The organism is Streptomyces sp. NPDC005483 (assembly GCF_040606035.1).
GTDB lineage: Bacteria > Actinomycetota > Actinomycetes > Streptomycetales > Streptomycetaceae > Streptomyces.
This window is the reverse complement of sequence record NZ_JBEXEA010000016.1, coordinates 168,735-193,513: the sequence shown is the minus strand read 5'-3', so window position 1 is coordinate 193,513 and position 24,779 is coordinate 168,735. Positions and strand designations below refer to the sequence as shown.

Genomic DNA, 24,779 nt, shown 5'->3' with positions numbered 1-24,779 from the left:
CTCATTCGGTGATCGTGCCTCTCAGGTAGCCGGCAGCGTGACGTGCGCGTTCGAGAACGTCGTCCAGGTCGTCGCCGTAGGTGTTGACGTGGCCCACCTTGCGGCCGGGCTTCACGTCCTTGCCGTACATGTGGATCTTCAGCTTGGGGTCGCGGGCCATGCAGTGCAGGTACGCGGAGTACATGTCGGGGAAGTCGCCGCCGAGGACGTTGACCATGACGGTCCACTTCGCGCGGGGGCGCGGGTCGCCGAGCGGGAGGTCCAGGACGGCCCGGACGTGGTTGGCGAACTGCGAGGTGATCGCGCCGTCCATCGACCAGTGGCCCGAGTTGTGCGGGCGCATCGCGAGCTCGTTGACGAGGATGCGGCCGTCGCGGGTCTGGAACAGCTCGACGGCGAGGTGGCCGACGACGTCCAGTTCCTTGGCGATGTTGAGCGCCATCTCCTCGGCCCTGAGCGCGAGCGTCTCGTCCAGGTCGGGCGCGGGGGCGATCACGGTGTCGCAGACGCCGTTGACCTGCTGGGACTCGACGACCGGGTAGGCGACGGCCTGGCCGTGCGGCGACCGTACGACGTTGGCGGCGAGCTCGCGGACGTAGTCGACCTTCTCCTCGGCGAGGACCGGCACACCGGCCCGGAAGGGGTCGGCGGCCTCCTCGACGGAGTCCACGACCCACACGCCCTTGCCGTCGTAGCCGCCGCGGACGGTCTTGAGCACGACGGGGAAACCGTCGCCCTCTTCCGCGAAGGCCGCCACGTCCTCGGGGTCGCTGACGATCCGGTGCCGTGGGCACGGGACGCCGATCGCGTCGAGCCGCGCGCGCATCACGCCCTTGTCCTGGGCGTGCACGAGCGCGTCGGGGCCGGGGCGCACGGGGATGCCGTCCGCCTCCAGGGCTCTGAGGTGCTCGGTGGGTACGTGTTCGTGATCGAAGGTGATCACATCGCACCCGCGCGCGAACTCACGCAGCGTGTCGAGGTCGCGATAGTCGCCGATGACGACGTCGCTCACCACCTGCGCCGCGGAATCCTGAGGGGTGTCACTGAGGAGCTTGAACCTGATGCCGAGCGGGATGCCTGCCTCGTGTGTCATACGAGCGAGCTGGCCTCCGCCGACCATGCCGACTACGGGGAACGTCACGACCCCAGGGTATCGGTCACGCCACGGCGGCCGGATTCCGCGCCTCTTACCGGTCCTCTTACCAGCTTGTTTCCCTGTGTGTGAGTTCATCCACAGGCAACGGGTAGAGGGGATGGTTAGCATGGCCGAGTTGACGAAATCACTCGACCGACCGACCCGACTGGGGGACTGTACAACCATGGGACATGGTTCCTCAGGGCTGCAAAGGATCGTTCGCGAGGTCGCCAAGTTCGGCGCGGTGGGCGGAGCGGGGCTCCTCGTCAACCTCGTCGTGTTCAACGTCGTCCGGCACCTCACCGACCTTCCCGTGGTCCGGGCGAGCGTCGTCGCCACGGTCGTGTCGATCGTCTTCAACTACATAGGGTTCCGTTACTTCACGTACCGTGACCGCGACAAGAGCGGCCGTACGAAGGAACTGACCCTGTTCCTGCTGTTCAGCGTCGTCGGCCTGGTCATCGAGAACGGCATCCTGTACGCCGCGACCTACGGCTTCGGCTGGGACAGCCCCCTGCAGAGCAACATCTTCAAGTTCGTCGGCATCGGCATCGCCACCCTCTTCCGCTTCTGGTCCTACCGCAGCTGGGTCTTCAAGGCCCTCCCGGCCCGCGAGGCCGTGGCGAGCGCGGAGTCCTTCCTGGAGGAGGCGGAGCAGGGTGCGGCCAGGAAACTCCGACCACGCCAGCGAGTCCTCTGACGCTCACGCACTCCGGGCGGGGACGGGGTGGCACGAGGTTCCGCGGAGCGCACTGCGAGACGGGCGCCGGGAGCGGCTCAGGGGCGCGGGGAACTGCGCAAAAACGCCCGCCCCCACCAGCCCGCACCCGACCAGCCACCCCCGCCCCCACCGACCCGCCACCGCTCAAGCCGCGCAGCTCACCGCACCATCGGCTCGTCGTCGTCCAGCACCGCCGACTTCAGCGGCGTGCGGGAGAGGAACAGGCCGAAGACCGGGGGCTGGGCCTGGAGCATCTCCAGACGGCCGCCGTCGGCCTCCGCCAGGTCCCGGGCGACCGCGAGGCCGATACCCGTGGAGTTGCGGCCGCTGATCGTGCGCTCGAAGATCCGTGCCCCGAGGTCGGCGGGGACGCCGGGGCCCTCGTCGGTGACCTCGATGACGGCCTGGTTGCCGGTGACGCGGGTGCGCAGCGCCACCGTGCCGCCGCCGTGCATGAGGGAGTTCTCGATCAGCGCCGCGAGGACCTGTGCCACCGCGCCCGGCGTGCCCACGGCCGTGAGGTGGCGTTTGCCGGAGCTCACGATCGCCCGGCCCGCACTGCGGTACGCGGGCCGCCACTCCGCCAGCTGCTGCTGGATGACCTCGTCGAGGTCGAAGGTGACCGCGTTGCCCGCCCGGGGGTCACGGGAGTTCGTCAGCAGCCGCTCGACCACGTCCGTCAGCCGCTCCACCTGGGTGAGTGCGACGTTCGCCTCCTCCTTCACCGTGTCCGGGTCGTCGGTGAGGGTGATCTCCTCCAGGCGCATCGAGAGCGCGGTCAGGGGCGTACGGAGCTGGTGGGAGGCGTCGGCGGCCAGGCGCCGTTCCGCCGTCAGCATGCGCGCGATGCGCTCGGCCGAGGAGTCCAGCACATCGGCGACCCGGTCCAGCTCGGGGACGCCGTAGCGCTTGTGCCGGGGCCGCGGGTCGCCCGAACCGAGGCGTTCCGCGGTCTCGGCGAGGTCGGTCAGCGGCGAGGCCAGCTTGTTGGCCTGGCGGATCGCGAGGAGCACCGCGGCGATCACCGCGAGCAGCGCCACCAGGCCGATGATCAGGAGCGTACGGCCGACCTCCCGGGTCACCGAGGAGCGCGGCTCCTGCACGGTGACCGTCTCGCCCTCCTCGCCCTTCTCCGTGGAGCTGATGACCTGGCCGGAAGGCTTGGCGCCGACCTCGATCGGTGGCTGACCGGAGATCCGGATCACGGCGTGGCGGTCGGGTCCGACCTGGTCGCGCAGGATCTCCGCGGTCACGTCCTCCGCGGCGAACAGCCGGCTGTCCACGATGCCGGCCAGCCGGATCGCCTCGGAGTCGACCCGCTCCTGCGCGCTGTTGCTGATGGTGCGGGTCTCGACGATGACGAGGGAGACGCCGAAGACGGCGATCACCACGAGCACCACGGCGAGCGTGGACTGGATCAGTCGACGGCGCATGTCCTCTTACCTGCCAGGCGGATACCCCGACGGGTACCCGGGGTTCAGCTCTTCTCGAAGCGGAAGCCCACGCCTCGTACCGTCGCGATGTACCGCGGGTTGGCCGCGTCGTCGCCGAGCTTCTTGCGGAGCCAGGAGATGTGCATGTCGAGGGTCTTGGTCGACGACCACCACGTGGTGTCCCAGACCTCGCGCATCAGCTGGTCCCGGGTCACCACGCGGCCGGCGTCCCGCACCAGGACCCGCAGCAGGTCGAACTCCTTGGCGGTCAGCTGCAGTTCCTCGTCGCCCATCCACGCCCGGTGCGACTCGACGTCGATCCGCACCCCGTGGGTGGCCGGCGGCTGCGCGGGCTCGGCCGCCCCGCGCCGGAGCAGGGCCCGGACCCGGGCGAGCAGCTCGGCGAGCCGGAAGGGCTTGGTCACGTAGTCGTCGGCGCCCGCGTCGAGACCGACGACGGTGTCCACCTCGTCGGCGCGGGCGGTCAGGATGAGGATCGGTACGGCGTGGCCCTCGGCGCGCAGTCGGCGGGCCACCTCGAGGCCGTCCATGCCGGGCAGACCCAGGTCGAGGACGACCAGGTCGATACCGCCCTGCATTCCGGCGTCGAGTGCGGTGGGTCCGTCCTCACGCACCTCGACCTCGTACCCTTCCCGGCGCAGGGCGCGGGCCAGCGGCTCCGAAATGGACGCATCGTCCTCGGCGAGCAGTACACGGGTCATGAGCTGATGGTAGACCGCTCTTGACAGATGCTGGGGTGTGATCGCAACCGACTGGTTCTTACCTTTCACGGATCTGGTGTGAACCTGTGACTATGCGGTGCCAATTGTGTAAGGACCTTAGAAACCAGGTGTACGGTTCCTCGGGCACCTGTGATTCACCTCTCAAGTCCTTCCATTTCCGTCAGTATCCTGTCGTATGGTGAATTCAATGCCTGTCGCATCGTGGGGACCTTTGGCGCGCATCCGTCGCTGAAGGTCTCTTTTGTGTGCGGTGATCCCCACCAGCAAGGAACGACCATGGCGTCCAGCCTGACGAAGGACTCGGTGACTCCGGGCACCCCCGGTTCCGACAAAGCCTTCCTCGGCCACCCCCGCGGACTGGCCACACTCTTCTTGACCGAGATGTGGGAGAGGTTCTCCTACTACGGGATGAAGGCCCTGCTCACCGTCTATCTGCTCTCCGGCGGCCCCGACGCCGGCAAGGGCAGCATGGGCGGCGGCCTCGCGATGGACCTGGCGACCACCACCGTGATCGTCTCCGTCTACTCGGCGATGGTCTATCTGCTCGCCATGCCCGGCGGCTGGCTCGGCGACCGCGTCTGGGGGCCCCGCAAGACGGTGGCCATCGCCGCCGTCACGATCATGGCCGGCCATCTCACCCTGGCGGTGCCCGGCGGCCAGGCGCCGTTCTTCGCCGGACTCGCGCTCGTCGCAGCCGGTTCCGGTCTGCTCAAGGCCAACATCTCCACGATGGTCGGCCACCTCTACGACGGCCCGGACGACCCGCGCCGCGACGGCGGCTTCACGATCTTCTACATGGGCATCAACGCCGGTGCCTTCTTCGCCCCCCTGGCCATCGGCACGGTCGGCCAGGAGGTCAGCTGGCACCTCGGCTTCGGCATCGCCGCGGTCGGCATGGCGATCGGTCTGGCCGCGTTCCTGCTCGGCACCCGCAACCTGAGCCCGATCAGCAACGTCGTCCCCAAGCCCCTGGCGGCCGAGGAGCGCGCGGCCTGGCTGCGCAAGGGCCTGTTCTGGGTGATCGCCGCGACCGTCTTCTACGGCGTCGTCGGCTTCACCGGCCACTTCACGCTGAACTGGGCGATGATCCCGCTCACCGTCATCGGTCTGCTCGTCCCGGCGGGTGTGCTGCTGCGCATCAAGCGGGACAAGGAGCTGACGGCCGGCGAGCAGTCGAAGATGTCCGGCTACATCTGGTTCTTCGTCGCGGCCGCCGTGTTCTGGATGATCTACGACCAGGGCGCGTCCACGGTCCAGGCGTTCGGCTCGAACGACCAGAAGACGGCCGGCTCGCTGCTCGGCTTCGACTTCCCGACCTCCTGGTACCAGTCGCTGAACCCGCTGTTCATCATGGCGCTGGCCCCGGTCTTCGCCTGGCTGTGGGTGTGGCTGAACCGCAAGGGCAAGGAGCCGAGCACCATCGTGAAGTTCGCGATGGGCCTGGTCCTGGTCGGTGTCTCGTTCTTCTTCTTCCTCATCCCGATCGCGATGGCGGCGAACGGCACCGCGGTCAGCCCGATGTGGCTGGTGGGCATCTACTTCATCCAGACCGTGGGTGAGCTGTGCCTGTCCCCGGTGGGCCTGTCGGTGACGACGAAGATGGCTCCCGCGAAGTACGCCTCGCAGATGATGGGTGTCTGGTTCCTCGCGGTCACCGCGGGCGACTCGATCACCAGCCTGCTGTCCAACCCGGCGATCGCCGGGGCCGATCTCAGCGGGACGTCCGCGGTGTTCGGGGAGGCCGCGCTCGCGGCTCTCGCCGGGTTCGCGGTGTGGATGTACCGGCGCAAGGTGAAGTCCCTCATGGGGGACGTTCGCTGAGCTGAGCAGATCTGAAACTACGGGGCCGTCGGAATCCGCGTGGGTTCCGACGGCCCCGTAGTTTTCCGTGCTGTGCGTGCCACTGAAGTGACCTACCTGGTCCGCCTTCCAGGCATGAACGTGAACACGGCCGCCCCCAGCAGCACCGCCGTTCCCGCCACCAGGCCGAGCGCCTTCAGGGCCCCGTGGTCGTCCGCGCCCGTCGCCGCCAGACCGCCACTGGTCGACGAACCGCTCGTGCCTCCTGAGCTCGACGAACCGCCCGACGCCCCGCCCTCCTGCTCTTCCGTGGTCAGGGTCAGGGAGACCGCCGTACTGTCCGGCTTGCAGGTCGTGGTCGTGCCCAGGGCCTTGATCGTCAGGACACCCGGCGACAAGGTCGACTCACCGGTCGCGCCCGGTTTGTACGTGCCCGTCATGTCCGGGATCTCTATCGGGTCGCCCGACTTGATGGCCCCGGAGTTGGTGGGGCCCTCGACGTGGACCGAGCCCTTGTCGGCGCCGCCCAGGACCACGTCCATGGAGGGCTTGACCGAGTCCGCGGGGATGTCGGCGGGGCTGTCCATGGGGGAGTTCTTGAACTGCACGGTCAGGCCGTAACTGCCGCCGTTCTTCTTGGCGTTGATCTGGATCGTGGAGGTGGCCTTCTTCTCGCCGAGGGGCGACTGGCAGGTGTAGGGGATGTCGACCGCCTTGCCGGTGAAGTCGGTCTGGCCGTCGTCGGAGGAGGACGAGGAGGACGGGGAGTCGCTCGGGGCCGCCGTGGCCGTGTCGGTCGGGGTGGGGGTGGGGGTGTCCGTCGGATCCGGTGTCGGTGTCGGCGTACCGTCCCCCGCGGCCACGTCGATCGTCCCCGCCGCCGGCACCGTCTCCGTCGGCGTGCACACCGTGTTCGTCCCCATCGCGTTCACCGTGTAGGCGCCCGGTGTCAGCGTGAGCTTCCCGGCCGCCGTCAGCTTCAGGGTGCCCTTCATGTCGGACAGCACCATGTCGCCGCCCTTGGGGATGGCCGGGTTCTCGCGCGGGCCGGTCATCGCGATGTCGGCGCTCTGCGCGCCGGACGCCTTCAACGTGCCGGTCGGCTGGACCGAGTCGGCGGGCAGGTCGATGATGTTCGGGTTCTTCGACGCGGCCTGCGTGAACTTCCACACCACGTCGATCGCGTCGCCGACCTTCGCGCCGGCCGGCGCGGTGATCTCGACCTTGGTGGTGCCGTTGACGGGGTCGAGTCCGACGCCCGCGGGCGGCACGCACCGGGTCGCGAACGACACCTCGGCGGCCTGGGCCGGTGCGGCGGCGAGGCCGAGCACCGCGCCCGCCCCGGCCAGCACCAGCGCGGCACCGGCCGCGCCCGCTCTTCTCGGCCCGTCGGCCGGCGTGACTCTCCTTCGCTTGCTCACGTGGAACCCTCTCTGGTGGGAGTCGTGGGACTCGTCGGGCAGTCGTCGTGCGGTGCGGAGAGCCGGCCACCGGCCGCGCCCGGATCGGCGTCCGGGGTGAACCACGGCAGGGTGGGCGTCGGGGTGGCCGCGTGCGCGGCCGTGGAGGGCCTGAACCCCGGTAGGCGCAGGGCGAGTTCGGGCAGTCGCAGGCCGCGGTGCCGCAGGCCTCCGGCGGGCCGGGGCCGCACCCGGTCCACCACCGCCATGCCGATGCGGAACAGTGCCGCCGGCACGACCAGGCAGACCAGGAGCCAGAACAGGGTCACGCCCCAGGGGCGGCCCACGTCCCAGGGCTGCTCGGCCAGCACCTTGCCGCCGTACTTCAGCGAGACGGTGTACTCGCCGTGCGCGCCGCCGGTGAGCTCGACGGGAAGTTCGATCCGCGCCTTGCCGCCCGGCCGGATCGTGCCGCGCCACTGCTGTTCCTCCCACTGCGGGGCGAACACGCCGTGTGCGGTGCCGACCTGGAAGACGGGGTTCTTGACGGCGGAGGTGCCTACGTTGCCGACGGTGAAGACGAGAGTGCGGGCGGGGGGCGCCCCGAACCAGGTCAGCAGGGAGCCGGAGCCGTCGAGCCGGGTGTCGGTGAGGACGGACAGCCGCCCGCCGTCCGTCTGCGCGGGCAGCGGTTCCACGGCGTGCCCGGCGACCTGGAAGATCGCGTCGGCCTCGGCCTTCGCCCCGGTCACTGTGGCCACGTGGACCACGCAGGGACAGGGCACCGGCGGCTCGGCGACGGGCAGCTTCCTGCTGAAGCGTCCTTTCGCGTCCGTGGTGACGGCCCGGCCGTCCGCGTTGGCGCAGGAGTTGGTGCCGCCCGGCACCCCGCGCGACGGCACCGCCTGTCCGCAGACCAGGATCATCAGCAGGGCCCGCACTCGCCATCCGCTGCCGCTCACGGTGATCGAACCGCCGGTCCCCGCCTGGGACTTGGACAGCTGCACACGGGGCCTGTCCGCCGCGGCCGCCGTCCCCGCCAGGGGCGCGAGCAGCAGCGCGAGCACCGCCACCATCGCCGCCCACCGCACCTTGCCGCTCGGGCTCACGTCGTCGCTCCCGTCAACTCGGCTTCCGTACACGGGGATTCGGGCGGGGATTCGTGGTGGACCCGGTCGCTTCGCAGGTGCCCGGTGGTGCGGCTCCCTGGCCGCCGTACGGCGAACCAACCGCCCCCGGCCGCCACGCCGTGGGGCGTGTCGGTCCCGCCCCGGCTGCCGTACGAGAGCGGACCGGACCGCTCAGCGGCGCGCGCGGGCCGCCTGGTTGCGCCGGGTCAGCCACAGCGTGCCCGCGGCACCGGCGAGCAGCACCGTGCCGCCGAGCGTGCCGAGGGCGATCGCCGAGTCCGCGGGGCCGGTCTGCGGGAGTGCGGCGCCGGAGCCGCTGTCGCCGTCGCTCCGGGTGCCGCCGCCGGAGGAGCCCGAGGCGGCGGTGACGTCCAGGGTCAGTGCGGCCCCGGGGCTGTTGGTCGGCGTGCAGGTGGTGGTCGTACCGAGCGCCTTGATGGTGAGGACACCCGGGGTGAAGGTGACCTTGCCGGTCTTCTTCGGGCTGTACGTCCCGGTCAGGTCGTTGATCTTGATGGGGGTGTTCGCGGGGACGGTCGCCTGGTTGGCGGGGCCCGTCACGTTCATCGTCCCGCTGTCCGCGCCGCCCAGCTTGATGGTGGCGCTCGGGTTCATCGCCCCCTTGCCGAGATCGACCGGGCTGGAGGAGACGCCCTTCTGCCAGGACATGGTGATCTTGTAGCCGCCGCCGCTCTTGACGCCCGCGATGTCGATGGGCGAGACGGCGCTCTTGTCACCGATGGGCGTCTTGCACTGGTAGTTGACGCTCACGACCTCGGCACGGGCAGCGGGGGCGGCCATCAGCACCGCCGAGCCGGCCAGGGCCGCGACGGACGCGAGCGCGGCGCTTCGTTTCGGGTACGACACGGTTCCGCTCCCCTTACTCGTTCCTGACGGCACATCAGATCGGCCGTCAAGGTACGCCGGGGCACCAGAGGAAGGAAGAGAAAGTAAGTGTCGGAACTGTGGGGACGACGGCGGGTGCGCGCCGGACGGGGCTAGGCGGGTGCTCCGAGCTCCGCCCACACGGTCTTGCCGGACACTCCGGGAGCCCGTACGACCCCCCAGTCCAGGGAGAGCCGCTGCACGATGAACATGCCGTGCCCGCCGGGCCGCCCGGCCTGGTGCGGAGTGCGCGGTGCCGGCTGTCCGGTCCCCCGGTCCGCGACCTCGACCCGGATCACCTTGTTGTCACTGGAGATCCACATCTGGTCGGGGCCCTCCGCGTGGAGACACGCGTTCGTCACCAGCTCGGAGACGACGAGGAGCACGTCCTCCGTCACGGCCCGCCGGTCCGCGGACGCCGCCGGCAGCCACCCCCACGCCTGCAGCGCCTGCCGGGTGAAGTCGCGCGCGAGCGGGACGACCCCGCTCTCCCCCTCGAAGCTCAGCCGGCGGACCTGCCGTCCCGTCGGCGCCTCGGCCTCGCCGCCAGGCTCCACGCCGGGCTCCGGGTCACGGTCGCCCGGCGAGTAGGGCCGGGTGGTGCTCATCAGCGCTTCACCTCACCGATTCACCGGTTCACGATTCACAACGTCACTGCATGGTCGCGCACCGAACAGTCGTTACGGATGTCTCCTGCCCGAGCGGGCCGGTAGAACACCCCTCCATTCGGGACGTATGTCCGCCACGGGAGGTGTGACACCCGGTGGACACCGGCCGGAGGAGACGAACGGGACACGAGCGGGGCCACCGGGGCCGCCGCCCGACTCCGCCGCCTCATTCGCCGGACTCGCCGGCCAGGGCTTCCTCCAGGGTGTCGTGCACCGTGAAGACCGCGTCGGCGCCCGTGATCTCGAAGACCCGTGCCACGACCGGCAGCATGCCCGCAAGGTGTACGCCACCCCCCGCCGCCTCGGCCTTCAGCCGTGCCCCCAGCAGCACATTCAGTCCGGTGGAGTCACAGAACTCCAGCCGTGTGCAGTCGACGACAAGCCGGCTCTTCCCCTTGGCGAGGCACTCCTCGAGTGGCTCACGCAACAAATCGGCCGTGTGGTGATCCAACTCACCTGCTGGAGTCACGACGGCGCTGGAGCCCTCTTGCCGCACTTCAACCAGAAGCCGGCCAGACTGTGCGCTGCCGACCGTCCCGCGGTCCATGCCGTCTCTCTCTCCCGACGTCGTGGCTGCTGATGACGCCCTCGAACACTACGCCTTCTCCACACCCTCCGACACCCGAACAATCACACGCAAACGGACATAACCGCACATAACACACTTGCGGTCGTGTCGGGAAACCGGGTAGGGCTAGTAGAGACACGAACTCGACACGGCCGGCTTTGGAGGCGCCGCACACCGCAGTGCACGAACTGGCTTCGGCAGCCTTATGCCGAGAACGATGGAGGACATCATGTCACCCCGGCTCGACGCCTCGCATACCCATCAGGCGACGTCGACATCCCCCCCGGAACATCTGAATCCCATCGAGCAGGACAGCGAAGGCGATGTGCTCGCCGGGCTTCCGGACATCCCACCCTTCGAAGAGGTGGGGGCCGTGGACGCGCGAGCCCTCTCCAAGACCCTCTTCGCGCGGCTGGAGTCGCTGGAGGAGGGCACGCACGAATATTCGTACGTCCGCAACACGCTCGTCGAACTGAACCTCGCCCTGGTCAAGTTCGCCGCCTCCCGGTTCCGCTCCCGCAGTGAGCCGATGGAGGACATCATCCAGGTCGGCACCATCGGCCTGATCAAGGCGATCGACCGCTTCGAACTCAGCCGGGGTGTGGAGTTCCCCACCTTCGCGATGCCAACCATCGTGGGCGAGATCAAGCGCTTTTTCCGTGACACGTCCTGGTCGGTGCGGGTGCCGCGCCGCCTCCAGGAGCTCCGGCTCGACCTGGCCAAGGCCGGCGACGAGCTGGCCCAGAAGCTCGACCGCGCCCCCACCGTGGGCGAGCTCGCCGAACGCCTCGGGCTGTCGAAGGAGGAGGTCGTCGAGGGCATGGCGGCGTCCAACGCGTACACCGCCTCCTCGCTGGACGCCCAGCCGGAGGAGGACGACTCCGAGGGCGCGCTGGCCGACCGGATCGGTTACGAGGACCACGGGCTCGAGGGAATCGAGTACGTCGAGTCCCTGAAGCCGCTCATCGCCGAACTTCCCTCCCGGGACCGCCAGATCCTCTCGCTGCGCTTCGTCGCGGGCATGACCCAGTCGGAGATCGGCGACGAGCTCGGGATCTCGCAGATGCATGTCTCGCGGCTGCTGTCGCGGACCCTGGTGCGCCTGCGGAAGGGCCTGACCGTCGAGGAGTGACGCGTCGGCACTGCTGACCTGCGCGTGTGCCCGGTGTCCGGTGGGACACCGGGCACCGTGCGTCCACGGCACCTCTTGATCACCGGCTTGATTACCCGGCGAAACCCTTTCCCCAGGGGTTTGCTTCCCCCACTATGGTCCCTCACAGACTGGCCGGTACGTCAGGAGGAGGGTGCGCATGACTCGCCCCGACGGGGCGTCCGACGCCCGGCTCACGGAGCTGCTGCGCGCCGACACGGCCACGGCGTACGCGGCCCTGCTGGAGCTCCGCGCCCGCCACCAGCCCGCGGTCCTGGCCTACGCCCGGCTCTGCACGGCCGGCGAGTCCGCCGCCCGGCAGCTGGCCGCACATACCTTCACCCTCGCCGCCCGGGAGACGGCCCGCGGGGTCGACCCCGGCGTCCCGTGGCGCCACCGGCTCCTGCTGCTGACGGCACGGTCGGCGGCGGACTGGGCCGGGGACGACCGGGCGGCGGGCCTGGACCCGAGCGTCCTGCTGCTCCTGAACACGGCGGGGCCCGGCGGCCCGGTGCCGCCCATGCTCGCCGCCTTCGAGTCCCTGCCGGCCCGCACCCAGGGCCTCGTCTGGTACGGCCTGGTGGAGGGCGAACCGGAGTCCCGCACCGCCGGCCACCTGGGCCTCACCCGCGAGGACGTGCTCTACGGCACGGAGGGGGCCCTGCAGGCCCTCGCCCGGACGTCCCTGAGGTTCCGCCTCGCCGCCTCGGACGACCCCCGGTGCGCGGACTTCCACCGCCTCATCGAGGAGTCCGTACGACCGGACAACCCCCGCCCCAGCACCGACCTGCACGCCCACATGGCCCGCTGCCCGCACTGCACGGCGGCTCACGAGGAGCTGTGCGCGCTGCGGGACACCCCGCGGGCGGCACTGGCGGAGGGACTGCTGCCATGGGGCGGGACGGCGTACGCGGGACACGGCCCGGCCGAGCCGGAGACCCGGCCACGGGCCAGGTCCCGCACGCCGTCCGGCACCTGGCCGCGACCACGCCGACTCGTCCTGGCCTCGGCGGCGCTGGGAGTGGCTGTGGCGCCGCTGCTGCTGTTCCTGGTCTCGCAGGAGGACGGCCCTCCGGCGGGCGCGTCGGCCTCCACCTCACCCCCTGCTTCGGTGGGCGGGGCGCTGCCCAGCCCACCGCAGGTGACGGTGACGACGACGGTCTCCCCCTCGCTCTCCCCCTCCGCGTCCGCCACGAGCAGGCCGCCCTCACCCTCCCCCACGAGGAGTTCGGCGCCGCCCCGGAAGTCCGCTCCCCCGTTCCGCCCGCCGAGCGGCGCGTACGCCCAGGTGGTCAATGTCTCCACGGCCCGCTGCCTGGACGTCTCCGGGGGGTTCTCCGAGGGCACGGACGTCGTCACGGCCCCCTGCACCTCGGCCGCCTCCCAGCGCTGGCGCGTCGACACCGGCCGCGGTGTCCTCCAGTCGTACGCCGACCCCGACTTCTGCCTCGACAGCCGCGGCGACGTCGACAAGGGTCTCGGCATCTGGTCCTGCGACTCAGTCGAAGGCGACCACGCCGACAACCTGCGCTTCACGGTCGACCCCGACGGGGTGATCCGCCCGGCGATCGCCATCGCGACGGGGGTGACACCCGGGGGCGGGGACACGGTCTCGCTGGAGCCGTTGACCGGGGGTGCGGAGCAGCGGTGGCGGGCGGGGGCCTCGTAGTCGTCGCGGCCGTCTCGTGCTGGTGGCTCAGACGACGCGTACGCCGCGCCGCCACACCCCGCTGACCAGTGGCACCCCCGGCCGGTACGCCAGGTGCACATGGCTCGGGGCGTCCAGGAGGATCAGGTCGGCGACGGCGCCCGGGGTGAGGCGGCCGATGTCGTCGCGGCGGAGGGCTGCCGCCCCGCCCGCCGTGGCCGACCAGAGGGCCTCATCGGGGGTCATCCGCATGTCGCGTACCGCGAGGGCGATGCAGAAGGGGACCGAGGAGGTGAAGGAGGAACCCGGGTTGCAGTCCGTGGACAGGGCGACGGTGACGCCGGCGTCCAGGAGGCGGCGGGCGTTGGGCCACTCGGCGCGCGTGGAGAACTCCGCGCCGGGCAGGAGCGTGGCGACCGTACGGCTGTTCGCCAGGGCGTCGACGTCCTCGGCCGTGAGGTGGGTGCAGTGGTCGGCGCTGGCGGCGTCCAGCTCGACGGCCAGCTGGACGCCGGGGCCGTAGGAGAGCTGGTTGGCGTGGATGCGGGGGTGCAGGCCCTTCGCCTTGCCGGCGGCGAGGATCGCGCGGGCCTGGTCGCCGTCGAAGGCGCCCTTCTCGCAGAAGACGTCGATCCAACGGGCGTACGGGGCGCAGGCGTCGAGCATCTCGCCGGTGACGAGGGAGACGTAGCTTGCGGGGTCGTCCGCGTGGTCCGGCGGCACGATGTGGGCGCCGAGGTAGGTGACCTCGTCGGTGTGGGCGGCGGCGATGCGCAGCGCCCGCGCCTCGTCCTCGACGGTCAGGCCGTAGCCGGACTTGGTCTCGAAGGTCGTCGTGCCCTGGCGCAGGGCCTCGGCGAGGTAGCGGGTGAGGTTGCGTTCGAGTTCCTCGTCGCTCGCCGCCCGCGTCGCCGCGACCGTCGTACGGATGCCGCCCGCGCTGTAGGCCCGCCCCGACATGCGGGCGTTGAATTCCTGGGTGCGGTCGCCCGCGAAGACGAGGTGGCTGTGGGAGTCGACGAAGCCGGGGAGGACCGCCCTTCCACCTGCGTCGACCCGATTGTCAGTGGCGGGTGCTTTGCTTTGATCACCGGTCCACACGACGCGGTCGCCCTCGATGACGACGGCCGCGTCCTGGACCAGTCCGAGGGGGGATCCGTCACCGGAGGAGGGGTCGTTGGTGACCAGGGCGGCGATGTTGGTGATGAGCGTGCTCGCGGTGCTCGCGGAGTGGGCGGGGCTGACGGTCGTCGCGTTGCTCATGGCGTCCTCGGTGGCCTGGTCTGCGGTGGGGGCGGGTTCGCCGCCCGGGTTGCGGTGCTTCATCCGTGCAGCGCGGCGACGGCGTCCGCGAGGGCTTTCGGCACATCCGGCACCAGCGCGTGGACCCCGTCCCGTACGACGTGCCGCCCTCCCACGACCGTGTGCGACACGTCTGCTGCCGACGCGGCGAATACGGCCGTCTCGGCCCCGAGCCGCGGAGGCGGTCCTGCCGTCCTGACCGAGTCGAGGGCGATGGTGGTGAAGTCGGCGAGCGCGCCCGGCTCCAGGGTGCCGGCGCCGTCCCAGCCGAGGGCCGCGTGGCCGTCGGCCGAGGCCGCCCGCAGGAGGGCCGCCGCCGTCCAGTGACCTCGTCTGCGGGTGCGCAGACGCTCGTCGAGCTCCATCGCGCGTGCCTCTTCGAGCAGGTCGATGACGGCGTGGCTGTCGGAGCCGAGGGACAGCGGTGAGCCCGCCCGCTGGAGGGCCACGGCCGGTCCGATGCCGTCGGCGAGGTCCCGCTCGGTCGTCGGGCACATGCAGGTGCCGGTGCCGCTGCCGCCGATCAGGGCGATGTCCTCGTCGGTGAGGTGGGTGTTGTGGACGCCGGTGGTGCGCGGCCCGAGGACACCGTGCTCGGCGAGCAGTTCGGCCGGCGTGCACCCGTGGGCCGCACGGCACGCGTCGTTCTCGGCGGTCTGCTCGGACAGGTGGACGTGGAGCGGGGCCCGCCGCTCCTCGGCCCAGCGCGCCACGGTCGCCAACTGGTCGGCTGGCACGGCCCGTACGGAGTGGATCGCCGCACCGATCCGCGCGTGATCCCGGTCCTTGAGAACTGAACAGCGTGCGGCCCAGGCGTCCGCGCTGCCGTCGGAGAAGCGGAGCTGGTGGGTGGTGGGCGGCTGTCCGAAGCCGGCGGACAGGTAGGCGGTATCGAGGAGGGTGATGCGGATGCCGGCGTCGGCGGCGGCCTCGATCAGGGCCTCGCCCATGGCGTTGGGGTCGGCGTAGGGAGTGCCGCCGGGGGCGTGGTGCAGGTAGTGGAACTCACCGACCGCCGTGACGCCCGCCAGTGCCATCTCCGCGTACACGGCACGGGCGAGGTCGCGGTAGGTGTCGGGGGTGAGGCGGTCGGCGGTGGCGTACATGACCTCGCGCCAGGTCCAGAAGGTCCCGGAACCGACCTGGACGGTGCCGCGCAGGGCCCGGTGGAAGGCGTGCGAGTGGGTGTTCGCCAGCCCCGGCAGGGTCAGGCCGCGCAGGATCTCGGCGCCGGGGGGCGGGGTGTCGGTGCCGGTGCGGACGGCGGTGACGCGGCCGTCCGCCCCCGCGGCGGAGCCGCTGGTCGACACCGTCACGGCCACGCCCGGCTCGACGTGGGTGTCGAGCCAGGCGTGCTCCATCCAGTACGTCTTCAAGGTCACCTGCAGGCCAGCCCTTCCAGTACGTCGGCGAGCGCGAGGACTCCGGCCACGCAGTCGTCCTCGGCGGCGAACTCCGCCGGGGAGTGCGAGACGCCGGTGGGGTTGCGCACGAACAGCATGGCGGTCGGGATGTTCCCGGAGAGGATCCCGGCGTCGTGTCCGGCGCCGGTTCCCAGGACGGGCACCGTGAGATCGGTGCCGGTGCCCAGGATGCGGGCGAGTTCGTCGCGCAGGGCGTGGTCGAACTCGACGACGGGGGTGAAGGACTCCCGGACCACGTCGAGTTCGATGCCGTGCGCCTCCGCGTACTCCCTGGCCGCCTTCTCGACGCCGCCGACCACCTGGTCGAGGCTCTTCTGGTCGGCGGCGCGGGAGTCGAGCCAGCCGCGCACCAGGGAGGGGATGGCGTTGACGCCGTTCGGCTCGACGGCGATCTTGCCGAAGGTGGCGACGGCACCGGCGAGTTCGGCCTCGCGGCGGGCGGCGAGGACGGTCTCGGCGTACGACAGCATGGGGTCGCGGCGGTCCACGAGGCGGGTGGTGCCGGCGTGGTTGGCCTCGCCCCGGAAGTCGAACCGCCAGCGGCCGTGCGGCCAGATGGCGCTCGCGATCCCGACCCGGTCGCCGGAGAGGTCCAGCGCCCTGCCCTGCTCGACGTGCAGCTCGACGAAGGCGCCGATGCGGGCGAGCCGCTCCGGGTCGGCGCCGATGCCGTCGGGGTCGTGCCCGGCGGCCTCCATGGCCCGCGGGAGCGTGACGCCCTGCCCGTCGGTCAGCCGGTGCGCCCCTTCGACGGTGAGCTGCCCTGCGGTGAGCCGCGATCCGACGCAGGCGAGCCCGAAGCGGGCGCCCTCCTCGTCACCGAAGTTGACGAGGCCGAGGGGCTTGGCGAACTCGGCCCGCCTGGCCCGGAGTTCGTCGAGTGCGGCGAAGGAGGACACGACTCCGAGGGGGCCGTCGAAGGCGCCCCCGTCGGGCACCGAGTCGAGGTGCGACCCGGTGACGACGGCGTCCCCCTCGGCGGGGTCACCGAGCCAGGCCCACTGGTTGCCGTTGCGGTCGACCTCGTAGGCCAGTCCCCGGGCCTCGGCCTGCTCCTTGAACCAGGCCCGGCATTCTGTGTCGGCCCCCGTCCAGGCGAACCGCCGGTAGCCGTGGGAGTCGGGGTGCCGGCCGATGGGCAGGAGCTCGCGCCACATCTGGTGAAAGGAGGATGTGCTGTGGCCCTGAGCCGTTCCGGAACTGCCGCCCACCGTCACTCCGAGCCGCCTTCGCGCATGGGGATCCGCACGCCCCGCTCGTCGGCGACGGACTCCGCGATGTCGTACCCGGCGTCCACGTGCCGGATGACGCCCATGCCCGGGTCGTTCGTCAGCACTCGCCGGACCTTCTCGCCGCCCAGCTTCGTACCGTCGGCCACCGTGACCTGCCCGGCGTGGAGGGACCGCCCCATACCGACGCCGCCGCCGTGGTGGATCGACACCCAGGAGGCGCCCGAAGCCACGTTGACCATGGCGTTCAGCAGCGGCCAGTCGGCGATCGCGTCGGACCCGTCGAGCATGGCCTCGGTCTCCCGGTAGGGGGAGGCGACGGATCCGGCGTCCAGGTGGTCGCGCCCGATGGCCAGCGGTGCCGCCAGCTCCCCGCTCGCCACCATGTCGTTGAACCGCTCGCCGGCCTTGTCGCGCTCGCCGTAGCCGAGCCAGCAGATGCGGGCGGGCAGGCCCTGGAAGTGGACCCGTTCCCCGGCCATCTTGATCCAGCGGGCGAGGGACTCGTTCTCCGGGAACAGCTCCAGCATCGCCTTGTCGGTCTTGGCGATGTCGGATGCCTCACCGGACAGCGCGGCCCAGCGGAAGGGGCCCTTGCCCTCGCAGAACAGCGGGCGGATATAGGCGGGGACGAACCCGGGGAAGGCGAACGCCCGCTCGTACCCGGCGAGTTGTGCCTCGCCGCGGATCGAGTTGCCGTAGTCGAAGACCTCGGCGCCGGCGTCCATGAAGCCGACCATGGCCTCGACATGGCGGGCCATCGACTCACGGGCGCGCACGGTGAACCCGGCCGGGTCCTTGGCCGCGGCGGACGCCATGTCGTCGAAGTCGACGCCCACCGGCAGGTACGCGAGCGGGTCGTGCGCGGAGGTCTGGTCGGTGACGATGTCGATGGGCGCGCCCTCGGCGAGCATGCGCGGCAGCAGTTCGGCGGCGTTGCCCAGCAGGCCGATGGAGAGCGGCCGGCGGGCGTCACGGGCCTCGACGGCCAGCTGGAGCGCGTGCTCCAGGCTGTCCGCCTTCACGTCCAGGTAGCGGTGCTCGATGCGCCGCTCGATGGCACGGGGGTCGCAGTCGATACAGATCGCGACGCCGTCGTTCATGGTGACCGCGAGGGGCTGGGCGCCGCCCATGCCGCCGAGGCCGGCGGTGAGGGTGATCGTCCCGGCGAGGGTGCCGCCGAACTTCTTCGCGGCGACCGCGGAGAAGGTCTCGTAGGTGCCCTGGAGGATGCCCTGGGTGCCGATGTAGATCCAGGAACCCGCGGTCATCTGACCGTACATGGTCAGGCCGAGGGCCTCCAGGCGGCGGAACTCCTCCCAGTTGGCCCAGTCGCCGACGAGGTTGGAGTTGGCGATCAGGACGCGCGGGGCCCACTCGTGGGTCTGCATGACGCCGACGGGGCGGCCGGACTGGACCAGCATGGTCTCGTCCTGCTTGAGGGTGCGCAGCGTGCGGACCATGGCGTCGAAGGAGCGCCAGTCACGGGCGGCCTTGCCGGTGCCGCCGTAGACGACGAGCTTGTCGGGGTGCTCGGCGACCTCGGGGTCGAGGTTGTTCTGGAGCATCCGCAGGGCGGCCTCCTGCTGCCATCCCAGGGCGCTCAGTTCCGTACCGCGCGGCGCTCGGACGGGGCGGGGTCCTGACATGGTCTGCCTCCTGGGGGCTCTGCTGCGGATGGTCGCGTGCCGGTTGTTGCTGCCGATATTCACATCCTGGCTTTCTGAATAGAACTAGTCAATACGTTCTCGCGTCAGCATCGGTAGGACAGTGAAGTTTCAGGACATGGATGTCCTGGCCGGGGATGTGCGGCCGGCCGTCCGAGACGCGGGTGACGAGCAGGACGGGGACGTGATGGACGAGTACGGCAGCACCGGCGAAGGGCGGGCCGCCCGCCGGGACGAGGCGGTGCGGGCGGCCGTGGAGCAGGGCCTGCTGGGGCCGGACTCCCCCATCGCCGGGCTTCTCGACGTCACCGGCATCCGGGAGTCGGCGGCGGAGCTGCGCGCGGCCTTCGACGAGGTCACCGCGCCGGGCACGCCGGTACTGCACGCGTTCGCGGTGAAGGCGACCCCGCTGGTGCCGGTGCTGCGGCTGCTGCGCGAGGAGGGCATCGGCGCGGAGGTGGCGAGCCCGGGCGAACTCGCGCTGGCGCGGGCGGCGGGACTCTCACCCGCCCGGACCGTCCTGGACTCGCCCGCCAAGACCCCGGCCGAGCTCCGGGAGGCGCTGGCCCTGGGGATCGCCGTCAACGTGGACAACCCGCAGGAGCTGGACCGCATCGACGGCCTCATGCGGTCCGCGGTCAGCCACTCTCCGCTCGGCATCCGGGTCAACCCGCAGGTCGGCGGCGGTTCCATCGGGGCGACCTCCACGGCCACGGCCACCTCGAAGTTCGGGGTGGCGCTGCGGGACGAGGGGGCGCGCGAGTGGGTCGTGCGCGCCTGCACCGAGCGGCCCTGGCTGTCCCGGCTGCACGCGCACACCGGCTCGCAGGGCATCCCGCTGTCCCTGATGACCCAGGGGATCGCGGAGACGTACGCGCTCGCCGAGGAGATCAACCGGCGCGTCGGGCGGCCGCAGATCGACACCATCGACATCGGCGGCGGGCTGCCGGTGAACTTCGCCTCGGACGCGACGGCCCCGACGTACGCCGAGTACGCGCGGGCGCTCAGGGAGGCGGTGCCGGGGCTGTTCGACGGGCGGTACGGGCTGGTCACGGAGTTCGGGCGGTCGCTGCTGGCCAAGCACGGCACGATCGTGGCGCGGGTGGAGTACGCCAAGAGCGCGGGCGGACGGCCGGTCGCGGTGACGCACGCGGGCGTACAGGTGGCGACGCGGACGGTGTACGTACCGGGGTCGTGGCCGCTGCGGATCGCGGCGTACGACGGCAAGGGGCGGCCCAAGAGCGGGCCCGAGGTGGTGCAGGACGTCGCCGGTCCGGCCTGTTTCGCGGGCGACCTGCTGGCCGAGGGGCGCGCGCTCCCGCTCCTCGACCAGGGGGATTACGCGGCGGCGCTGGACACGGGCGCGTACTACTTCGCGCACCACTACGCGTACAACTCGCTTGCCCGGCCGGGCATTTACGGCTTCGTCCCCGGCCACGCGGAAGGCGTCCGCTTCGCGACCGTGCGGGATCCGCAGACACTCGACTCCATCGTGGCCGAATCCGGAGGGGCGCACGCGGGTGCGCTCACCACCCTGCACGCACCCGGGAGCAGTTGACACGCGCCGGCGGGACCACTGATCAATGGGCCCGTGAACAAGGCAAGTTGACCCACTCTAGTCATCCCGAGCATGTTCCACCGGAAAATGCCAGATCCCTCACCCCTCGCGCACACGTTGCGTAGTTTCGGCGTCACTCAGCCGAACCCCAGGTGGGAGGGGAACCACGGTGCAGGGAATCGACGAGTGCCTGCTGGAAGCCATGCGACTGCCGGGTGCGCGGGGGGCCGCGCTGGTCGACTGGACGAGCGGGCTGGCCCTGGGCGCCGTCGGGGAATCCCCCGGCGGCAACCAGGAGGCGGCCGCCGCGGAGGCCGCCGAGCTCGCCCGGCTCGCCGCCGAGCAGCGCGCCTTCGCCTCCGAGAGCTCCCCGACCGCCGAGGAGGGGGCCACCGGAGAGCAGCCGGACCCGCCGGTCGAGGACCTCATCCTCAGCAACCGGGACAGCTACCACGTCCTGCGGTTCGTGCCGACGTCTTTCGACAGCAGCGTGTTCCTGCACCTGTGGCTGGCCCGCGCGGAGGGCAACCTCGCGCTGGCCCGGATCCGGCTCGGTGAGATGGCCGGACGGCTGGAGCTCGGATGACGACGCTCCGCACCACGCCCGCCACCCCGCCACCCCGGCTGCCCGTGCGCGACAAGGCGGCCGCCCTGGACCGCGGCTGGGGCGGTGTCTCGCCGATGCTGACCCGGCTGGCCGCCGAGCGCGCCACCGGCATCCTGGTACGCGAACGCGGCACCCTGCACCTCGCCGACGGCCAGGTCGTACACGCCGAGAGCCCGGCCGCCCCCGGCGCCGACGTCCTCCTCGCCGCCCACGGCACGCTGGACGCCGACGTCTGGCGGCAGGCCCTGGCCGAGAGTGTCGCGAGTTCGGGGAGCCCCGGCACCGGCGCCCGCCGTCTCACCGGCGCCGAGGCCGTACACCGGGCAGGCCGCCGGCTGGTCGCGGGCGGGCTGCTCACCCCGGGCGCCCTGGAGATGTGCCGGCTGACCGCGCTGTACGACGCGGCGTACTTCGCCCTCGCCCCGAGCAGCACCCCGGGCCGCTTCCGCTACCGCACCGAGGACGGACCGGACGCTCCCGCCGACGCGCCCCGGGAGCCCGACGGCACCCCCGGCGCCCCGCGCCCCGTCCCGGTCGCCGACCTGGAGCGCGAGACCCTGCGCCGCCGCGACCTGCTGCACCGCATCTGGCCGGACGCCCTGCCGGACGAGGTGCCGCTGACCCGGGACCACCGCCCCGCGCCCCCGCCGCTCACGGCCCGGCGGCAGGCGGTGCTGGCCCGCGTGGACGGCGTCCGCACGGCGTCGGAGATCGCACGCGAACTGGGCCGCCCGGCCTTCCACACCCTGGTGGACGTACGGCGGCTGGTGGCGGCCGGAGTGATCTCACCCTGCCCGCCGCTGTCCTTCACCCTGCCCGAGCCGGCACCCGGTCCGCCTGGCGTCGGTCTCAGCGCCGGGACCGTCGATGCCGTCGCCGCTGTCAATGCCGTCGAGCACGTCGATCCCCACATCACCTTGCTGAAGAGGCTCAGGGATGCGCTGGAGGCCCTTTGAGCGGCAGCGGACCCGCGCCGAGAGGAGAGATCTGATGGCAGCAGCTCAGGACGCGATCCTGGAGGAGCTGCGCCGGCTCAGAGCCCGGGTGCCACAGCTCACCGGCGCCCTCGCGGCCGACGCCGACGGTCTCGTCCTGGCCCAGGACACCCCGGGCGTCGATCCACAGGCCGTGGCCGCGCTCACCGGGACCACCCGGGTGCTCGCCGCCCAGCTGGCCGACGCGACCGGCCAGGGGGACCTGCGTGAGCTCCTCGTACGGGGCGTGTACGGCTACGTCGCCACGTACGCGGCGGGCGCCGGGGCCGTCATCACGCTGCTCGCGCAGGACCGGGTCAACGTCGGCCGCCTCCATCTGGAGGGACGCCGGGCCGGCGCCCGGATCGCCGAGCTCGTCGACAACCTGGTCGCCGAGCCCACAGAAGCCATCGCGAAGGCGCCCGCGAAGCCTGCTCCGGCACGCGCCAGAGCGGCCCGCACGTCCCGGGCCAAGCCCGTGGACACCGGCGCCGCGGCCACCGCACCGACGGCGGCCCGTACCACCACCGAAAGTTGAGAGAACCGAGGAGACACAGTCATGGCCAACACCGAAACCGCACTGAAGGAAGCCCTCGCCTCCATCGAGGGCGCGACCGGCGTCGCGCTCGTCGACTACACCAGCGGCATGGCGCTCGGCACCATGGGCGGCAGCAAGGGCTTCGACCTGAACGTGGCCGCCGCCGGCAACACCGACGTGATCCGCGCGAAGATGCGCACGATGGAGCACCTCGGCCTCAAGGGCCAGATCGAGGACATCCTGATCACCCTGTCCGACCAGTACCACCTGATCCGCCTGATCAGCGGGCGCGGTGGCAACGGCCTCTTCCTCTACCTGGTCCTGGACGCCAAGCGGGCCAACCTGGCGATGGCCCGCCACCAGTTGCGGGCCATCGAAACCGATCTGGAGGTGTGACCCGGCACCGCCGGAACCAGGGCCTGTCGTTTGGATCATCCCGGTGTCGCGGGGTCTGGCACGCCTCCCCCACTGCCCAAAAGGCGTGGGGGGACCCCCAGCGGCGTTGTCGTCGGTCGCCGGCTCCCCCCACTCTCGGCTTCGCTCGAGCGGGGGGACCCCCATCGCGTCGACTCCCTCCTCCGCCTTGCAGCTGCACGCACCAGACCCCGCTCGGGTCGGCTGAAAAGCACCGCGCCTCACAGCCGGCCTGATCCAGACGACAGGCCCTAGACCAGTGCCGCGGTGCGGCGGCGCGCTCCTCCCGGGGCCGCGTCGCCCGCCGCGATACCCGTGCTGCGGTACGCCCTGACCGCCTTGCCGGCCGGGCGTCCGCCGTTCGCGGCGAGCCAGTCCACCCGCACCCACAGCAGCGCGTCCAGGTCCCGCTCGCGCCGCCCGAGCCAGGCGGCCTTGAGCCTGAGGCCCGTACCGCATCCGGCGAGCAGCATGCCGCCCGCGACGGGCACCGCGAACGAACTCAGCAGCGCGACCAGCCAGGCCAGCAGCAGCCACCAGCGGTGTCCCCGGCGCCAGTTGCGCACACTGACCGCACGATCCTGGAGCACGTCGTGCTTGCCCGCACGGACGGCCGCCCGCCCCAGCGTCGTGTACCTCTTGCGGCGGCCGTACGACACCACGGCGACAGCGACGATGAACAGTGCCGCGCCCGCCATCACCCCGATCCGGCGCCCGGTGAGCCCCGGTACCAGCAGCCCGACGCCCGCCGCGAACACTCCGAGCCACCACAGGGGTGCGGCCCCGGCGCGCACGACGACGGCCACCCGAGCCAGCCCCTGAGCCTTGCGATCTGCGCGTGCCACGTCCCGCCTCCTCGTCGTCCTGGCACAGTCCTGCCGGTCGGGGAGGGTAGCGAGCGAACCTGAGACGAGTCTGAAAAAACGCGCCGTCTACTCCACGAAGAGTCCGCGCGTCGCCGCCCGCGCGTCGAACTCCTCGAGGCGGGCCTGTGCGTCCGGGAGGTCGTCGCACATGGCCTCCAGCAGCACCCGGCCGAGCAGCATCGGCGCGCACGCGGTGTCGAAGGCGAGGCCGGTACCGACGGCGGCGGGCAGCAGCACGTCGGAGACCTTGGCGACCGGGGCGAAGGCGGAGTCGGCGACCGTGACGACGGTCAGGCCCGCCTCCTTGGCGTAGGCAAGGGTGTCGACGACCTCGCGCGGATGCCGGGGCAGCGCGAAGCACAGCAAAGTCGAGGCGCCCGCGCGGACGGCGGCGTCGATGCGGTCGTGGATCATCGTGCCGCCCTCGTTGAGCAGCCGTACGTCCGGGTGGACCTTGGCGGCGAAGTACGCGAAGCCGTACGCCTGGGACGCGGCGGCCCGCAGCCCGAGCACCGGCAGCGGGCGGGAGGCGGCGAGCAGCCGGCCGGCCTTCTGCACCGGGCGCGGGTCGGCCAGGACCTCCGCCAGGTGCCTGAGGTTCTCGATCTCGGCCTCGACGGCCTGCTGGTACTCGTTGTACGACGCCGAGGCCGCCGCCTGTTCGGCGGGCGCGACCTCCCGCAGGTGCCGGCGCAGGGCGGGGTAGCCGTCGAAGCCGAGGGCCACGGCGAAGCGGGTGACGGAGGGCTGGCTGACCCCGGCCAGTTCGGCCAGCTCCACACTGGAGAGGAAGGGCACGTCGGCGGCCCGCCGCACCATGCTGTGCGCGATGCGCCGCTGGGTCGGCGTGAGCCGGTGCCCCTCGAACAGTGTCTGAAGCCGTCCCGCGGGAGTGTCCGCCACGCCCGCCCCTCCCATG

General features: G+C 71.6%; 23 protein-coding genes. 9 read left to right on the top strand and 14 right to left on the bottom strand.

What is annotated here, in order from left to right; genetic code table 11:
- Nucleotide 1: 1 nt before the first annotated feature.
- Entirely contained in the window at nt 2–1,141 is a 1,140-nt protein-coding gene (locus ABZT06_RS29165; protein WP_355747175.1) for a 5-(carboxyamino)imidazole ribonucleotide synthase, read from the bottom strand.
- 178 nt (nt 1,142–1,319) lie between these two features.
- Between ABZT06_RS29165 and ABZT06_RS29160 the strand changes: the two genes are divergently transcribed.
- Nucleotides 1,320–1,835, top strand: coding sequence for a GtrA family protein (locus tag ABZT06_RS29160; protein ID WP_355747172.1), 516 nt, complete (start codon nt 1,320–1,322; stop codon nt 1,833–1,835).
- Nucleotides 1,836–2,014: 179 nt separating this feature from the next.
- Here ABZT06_RS29160 and ABZT06_RS29155 read toward each other — a convergent pair whose 3' ends face one another.
- Both ABZT06_RS29155 and ABZT06_RS29150 read right to left on the bottom strand, forming a co-directional pair.
- Nucleotides 2,015–3,289, bottom strand: coding sequence for an ATP-binding protein (locus ABZT06_RS29155; RefSeq protein WP_355747169.1), 1,275 nt, complete (start codon nt 3,287–3,289; stop codon nt 2,015–2,017).
- 44 nt (nt 3,290–3,333) lie between these two features.
- A complete protein-coding gene (locus ABZT06_RS29150; protein WP_007382513.1) occupies nt 3,334–4,011 on the bottom strand; it encodes a response regulator transcription factor in 678 nt (225 codons plus the stop codon).
- A gap of 297 nt (nt 4,012–4,308) precedes the next feature.
- Here ABZT06_RS29150 and ABZT06_RS29145 point away from each other — a divergent pair, with 297 nt between their 5' ends.
- Nucleotides 4,309–5,853 (top strand): oligopeptide:H+ symporter, encoded by a 1,545-nt coding sequence (locus tag ABZT06_RS29145; RefSeq protein ID WP_355747165.1) that lies wholly within the window; start codon nt 4,309–4,311, stop codon nt 5,851–5,853.
- Nucleotides 5,854–5,945: 92 nt separating this feature from the next.
- On the opposite strand, the gene ABZT06_RS29140 is transcribed toward ABZT06_RS29145, so the two are convergent.
- The 5 genes from ABZT06_RS29140 to ABZT06_RS29120 all read right to left on the bottom strand — a co-directional run bounded on the left by ABZT06_RS29140 (nt 5,946) and on the right by ABZT06_RS29120 (nt 10,462).
- Complete coding sequence (locus tag ABZT06_RS29140; RefSeq protein ID WP_355747348.1) at nt 5,946–7,184, bottom strand: hypothetical protein; 1,239 nt, start codon at nt 7,182–7,184, stop codon at nt 5,946–5,948.
- Between the two features lie 65 nt (nt 7,185–7,249).
- Nucleotides 7,250–8,308: a hypothetical protein gene (locus ABZT06_RS29135; RefSeq protein WP_355747345.1), complete on the bottom strand. Its 1,059-nt coding sequence runs from the start codon at nt 8,306–8,308 to the stop codon at nt 7,250–7,252.
- A 225-nt stretch (nt 8,309–8,533) separates the two neighbouring features.
- Nucleotides 8,534–9,229 (bottom strand): LPXTG cell wall anchor domain-containing protein, encoded by a 696-nt coding sequence (locus tag ABZT06_RS29130; protein WP_355747162.1) that lies wholly within the window; start codon nt 9,227–9,229, stop codon nt 8,534–8,536.
- A gap of 131 nt (nt 9,230–9,360) precedes the next feature.
- Complete coding sequence (locus ABZT06_RS29125) at nt 9,361–9,855, bottom strand: ATP-binding protein (protein ID WP_355747159.1); 495 nt, start codon at nt 9,853–9,855, stop codon at nt 9,361–9,363.
- 226 nt (nt 9,856–10,081) lie between these two features.
- Complete coding sequence (locus ABZT06_RS29120) at nt 10,082–10,462, bottom strand: STAS domain-containing protein (RefSeq protein WP_355747156.1); 381 nt, start codon at nt 10,460–10,462, stop codon at nt 10,082–10,084.
- Nucleotides 10,463–10,700: 238 nt separating this feature from the next.
- Between ABZT06_RS29120 and ABZT06_RS29115 the strand changes: the two genes are divergently transcribed.
- The gene (locus ABZT06_RS29115; protein WP_355747154.1) at nt 10,701–11,615 is read left to right on the top strand and encodes an RNA polymerase sigma factor SigF; all 915 of its coding nucleotides are present in this window, start codon (nt 10,701–10,703) and stop codon (nt 11,613–11,615) included.
- Between the two features lie 178 nt (nt 11,616–11,793).
- Nucleotides 11,794–13,302: an RICIN domain-containing protein gene (locus ABZT06_RS29110; RefSeq protein WP_355747151.1), complete on the top strand. Its 1,509-nt coding sequence runs from the start codon at nt 11,794–11,796 to the stop codon at nt 13,300–13,302.
- Between the two features lie 27 nt (nt 13,303–13,329).
- Here the strand turns inward: ABZT06_RS29110 and hutI are convergent, their stop codons facing one another.
- Genes hutI through hutU form a run of 4 tightly spaced genes read right to left on the bottom strand, consistent with a single transcriptional unit; the run spans nt 13,330 to nt 18,885 of the window.
- Nucleotides 13,330–14,607, bottom strand: a complete 1,278-nt coding sequence (gene hutI / locus ABZT06_RS29105; RefSeq protein WP_355747148.1) for an imidazolonepropionase — start codon at nt 14,605–14,607, stop codon at nt 13,330–13,332.
- Complete coding sequence (locus tag ABZT06_RS29100) at nt 14,604–15,965, bottom strand: formimidoylglutamate deiminase (RefSeq protein ID WP_355747145.1); 1,362 nt, start codon at nt 15,963–15,965, stop codon at nt 14,604–14,606. Before ABZT06_RS29100 ends, hutI begins: the two co-directional genes overlap by 4 nt.
- The gene (locus tag ABZT06_RS29095; RefSeq protein WP_355747142.1) at nt 15,962–17,164 is read right to left on the bottom strand and encodes an allantoate amidohydrolase; all 1,203 of its coding nucleotides are present in this window, start codon (nt 17,162–17,164) and stop codon (nt 15,962–15,964) included. The genes ABZT06_RS29100 and ABZT06_RS29095 overlap by 4 nt, the downstream gene beginning before the upstream one ends.
- A gap of 56 nt (nt 17,165–17,220) precedes the next feature.
- Nucleotides 17,221–18,885: a urocanate hydratase gene (gene hutU, locus ABZT06_RS29090; RefSeq protein WP_355747139.1), complete on the bottom strand. Its 1,665-nt coding sequence runs from the start codon at nt 18,883–18,885 to the stop codon at nt 17,221–17,223.
- A 205-nt stretch (nt 18,886–19,090) separates the two neighbouring features.
- Here hutU and ABZT06_RS29085 point away from each other — a divergent pair, with 205 nt between their 5' ends.
- The 5 genes from ABZT06_RS29085 (at nt 19,091) to ABZT06_RS29065 (ending at nt 22,976) form a co-directional block, all read left to right on the top strand.
- Nucleotides 19,091–20,461 carry a diaminopimelate decarboxylase gene (locus tag ABZT06_RS29085; RefSeq protein ID WP_355747342.1) on the top strand — a complete coding sequence of 457 codons (1,371 nt, stop codon included), beginning with the start codon at nt 19,091–19,093 and terminating at the stop codon, nt 20,459–20,461.
- Between the two features lie 169 nt (nt 20,462–20,630).
- On the top strand, nt 20,631–21,047 hold the full coding sequence (locus ABZT06_RS29080) for a hypothetical protein (protein WP_355747136.1): 417 nt from the start codon (nt 20,631–20,633) through the stop codon (nt 21,045–21,047).
- Nucleotides 21,044–22,024: a hypothetical protein gene (locus tag ABZT06_RS29075; protein ID WP_355747133.1), complete on the top strand. Its 981-nt coding sequence runs from the start codon at nt 21,044–21,046 to the stop codon at nt 22,022–22,024. Before ABZT06_RS29080 ends, ABZT06_RS29075 begins: the two co-directional genes overlap by 4 nt.
- A 34-nt stretch (nt 22,025–22,058) precedes the next feature.
- A complete protein-coding gene (locus ABZT06_RS29070) occupies nt 22,059–22,580 on the top strand; it encodes a roadblock/LC7 domain-containing protein (protein ID WP_355747130.1) in 522 nt (173 codons plus the stop codon).
- A 21-nt stretch (nt 22,581–22,601) separates the two neighbouring features.
- Nucleotides 22,602–22,976, top strand: coding sequence for a hypothetical protein (locus ABZT06_RS29065; RefSeq protein WP_355747127.1), 375 nt, complete (start codon nt 22,602–22,604; stop codon nt 22,974–22,976).
- Between the two features lie 269 nt (nt 22,977–23,245).
- Here ABZT06_RS29065 and ABZT06_RS29060 read toward each other — a convergent pair whose 3' ends face one another.
- Both ABZT06_RS29060 and ABZT06_RS29055 read right to left on the bottom strand, forming a co-directional pair.
- Nucleotides 23,246–23,839, bottom strand: coding sequence for a hypothetical protein (locus ABZT06_RS29060; protein WP_355747124.1), 594 nt, complete (start codon nt 23,837–23,839; stop codon nt 23,246–23,248).
- An 87-nt stretch (nt 23,840–23,926) separates the two neighbouring features.
- The gene (locus ABZT06_RS29055; RefSeq protein ID WP_355747339.1) at nt 23,927–24,778 is read right to left on the bottom strand and encodes a MurR/RpiR family transcriptional regulator; all 852 of its coding nucleotides are present in this window, start codon (nt 24,776–24,778) and stop codon (nt 23,927–23,929) included.
- Nucleotide 24,779 lies beyond the last annotated feature (1 nt).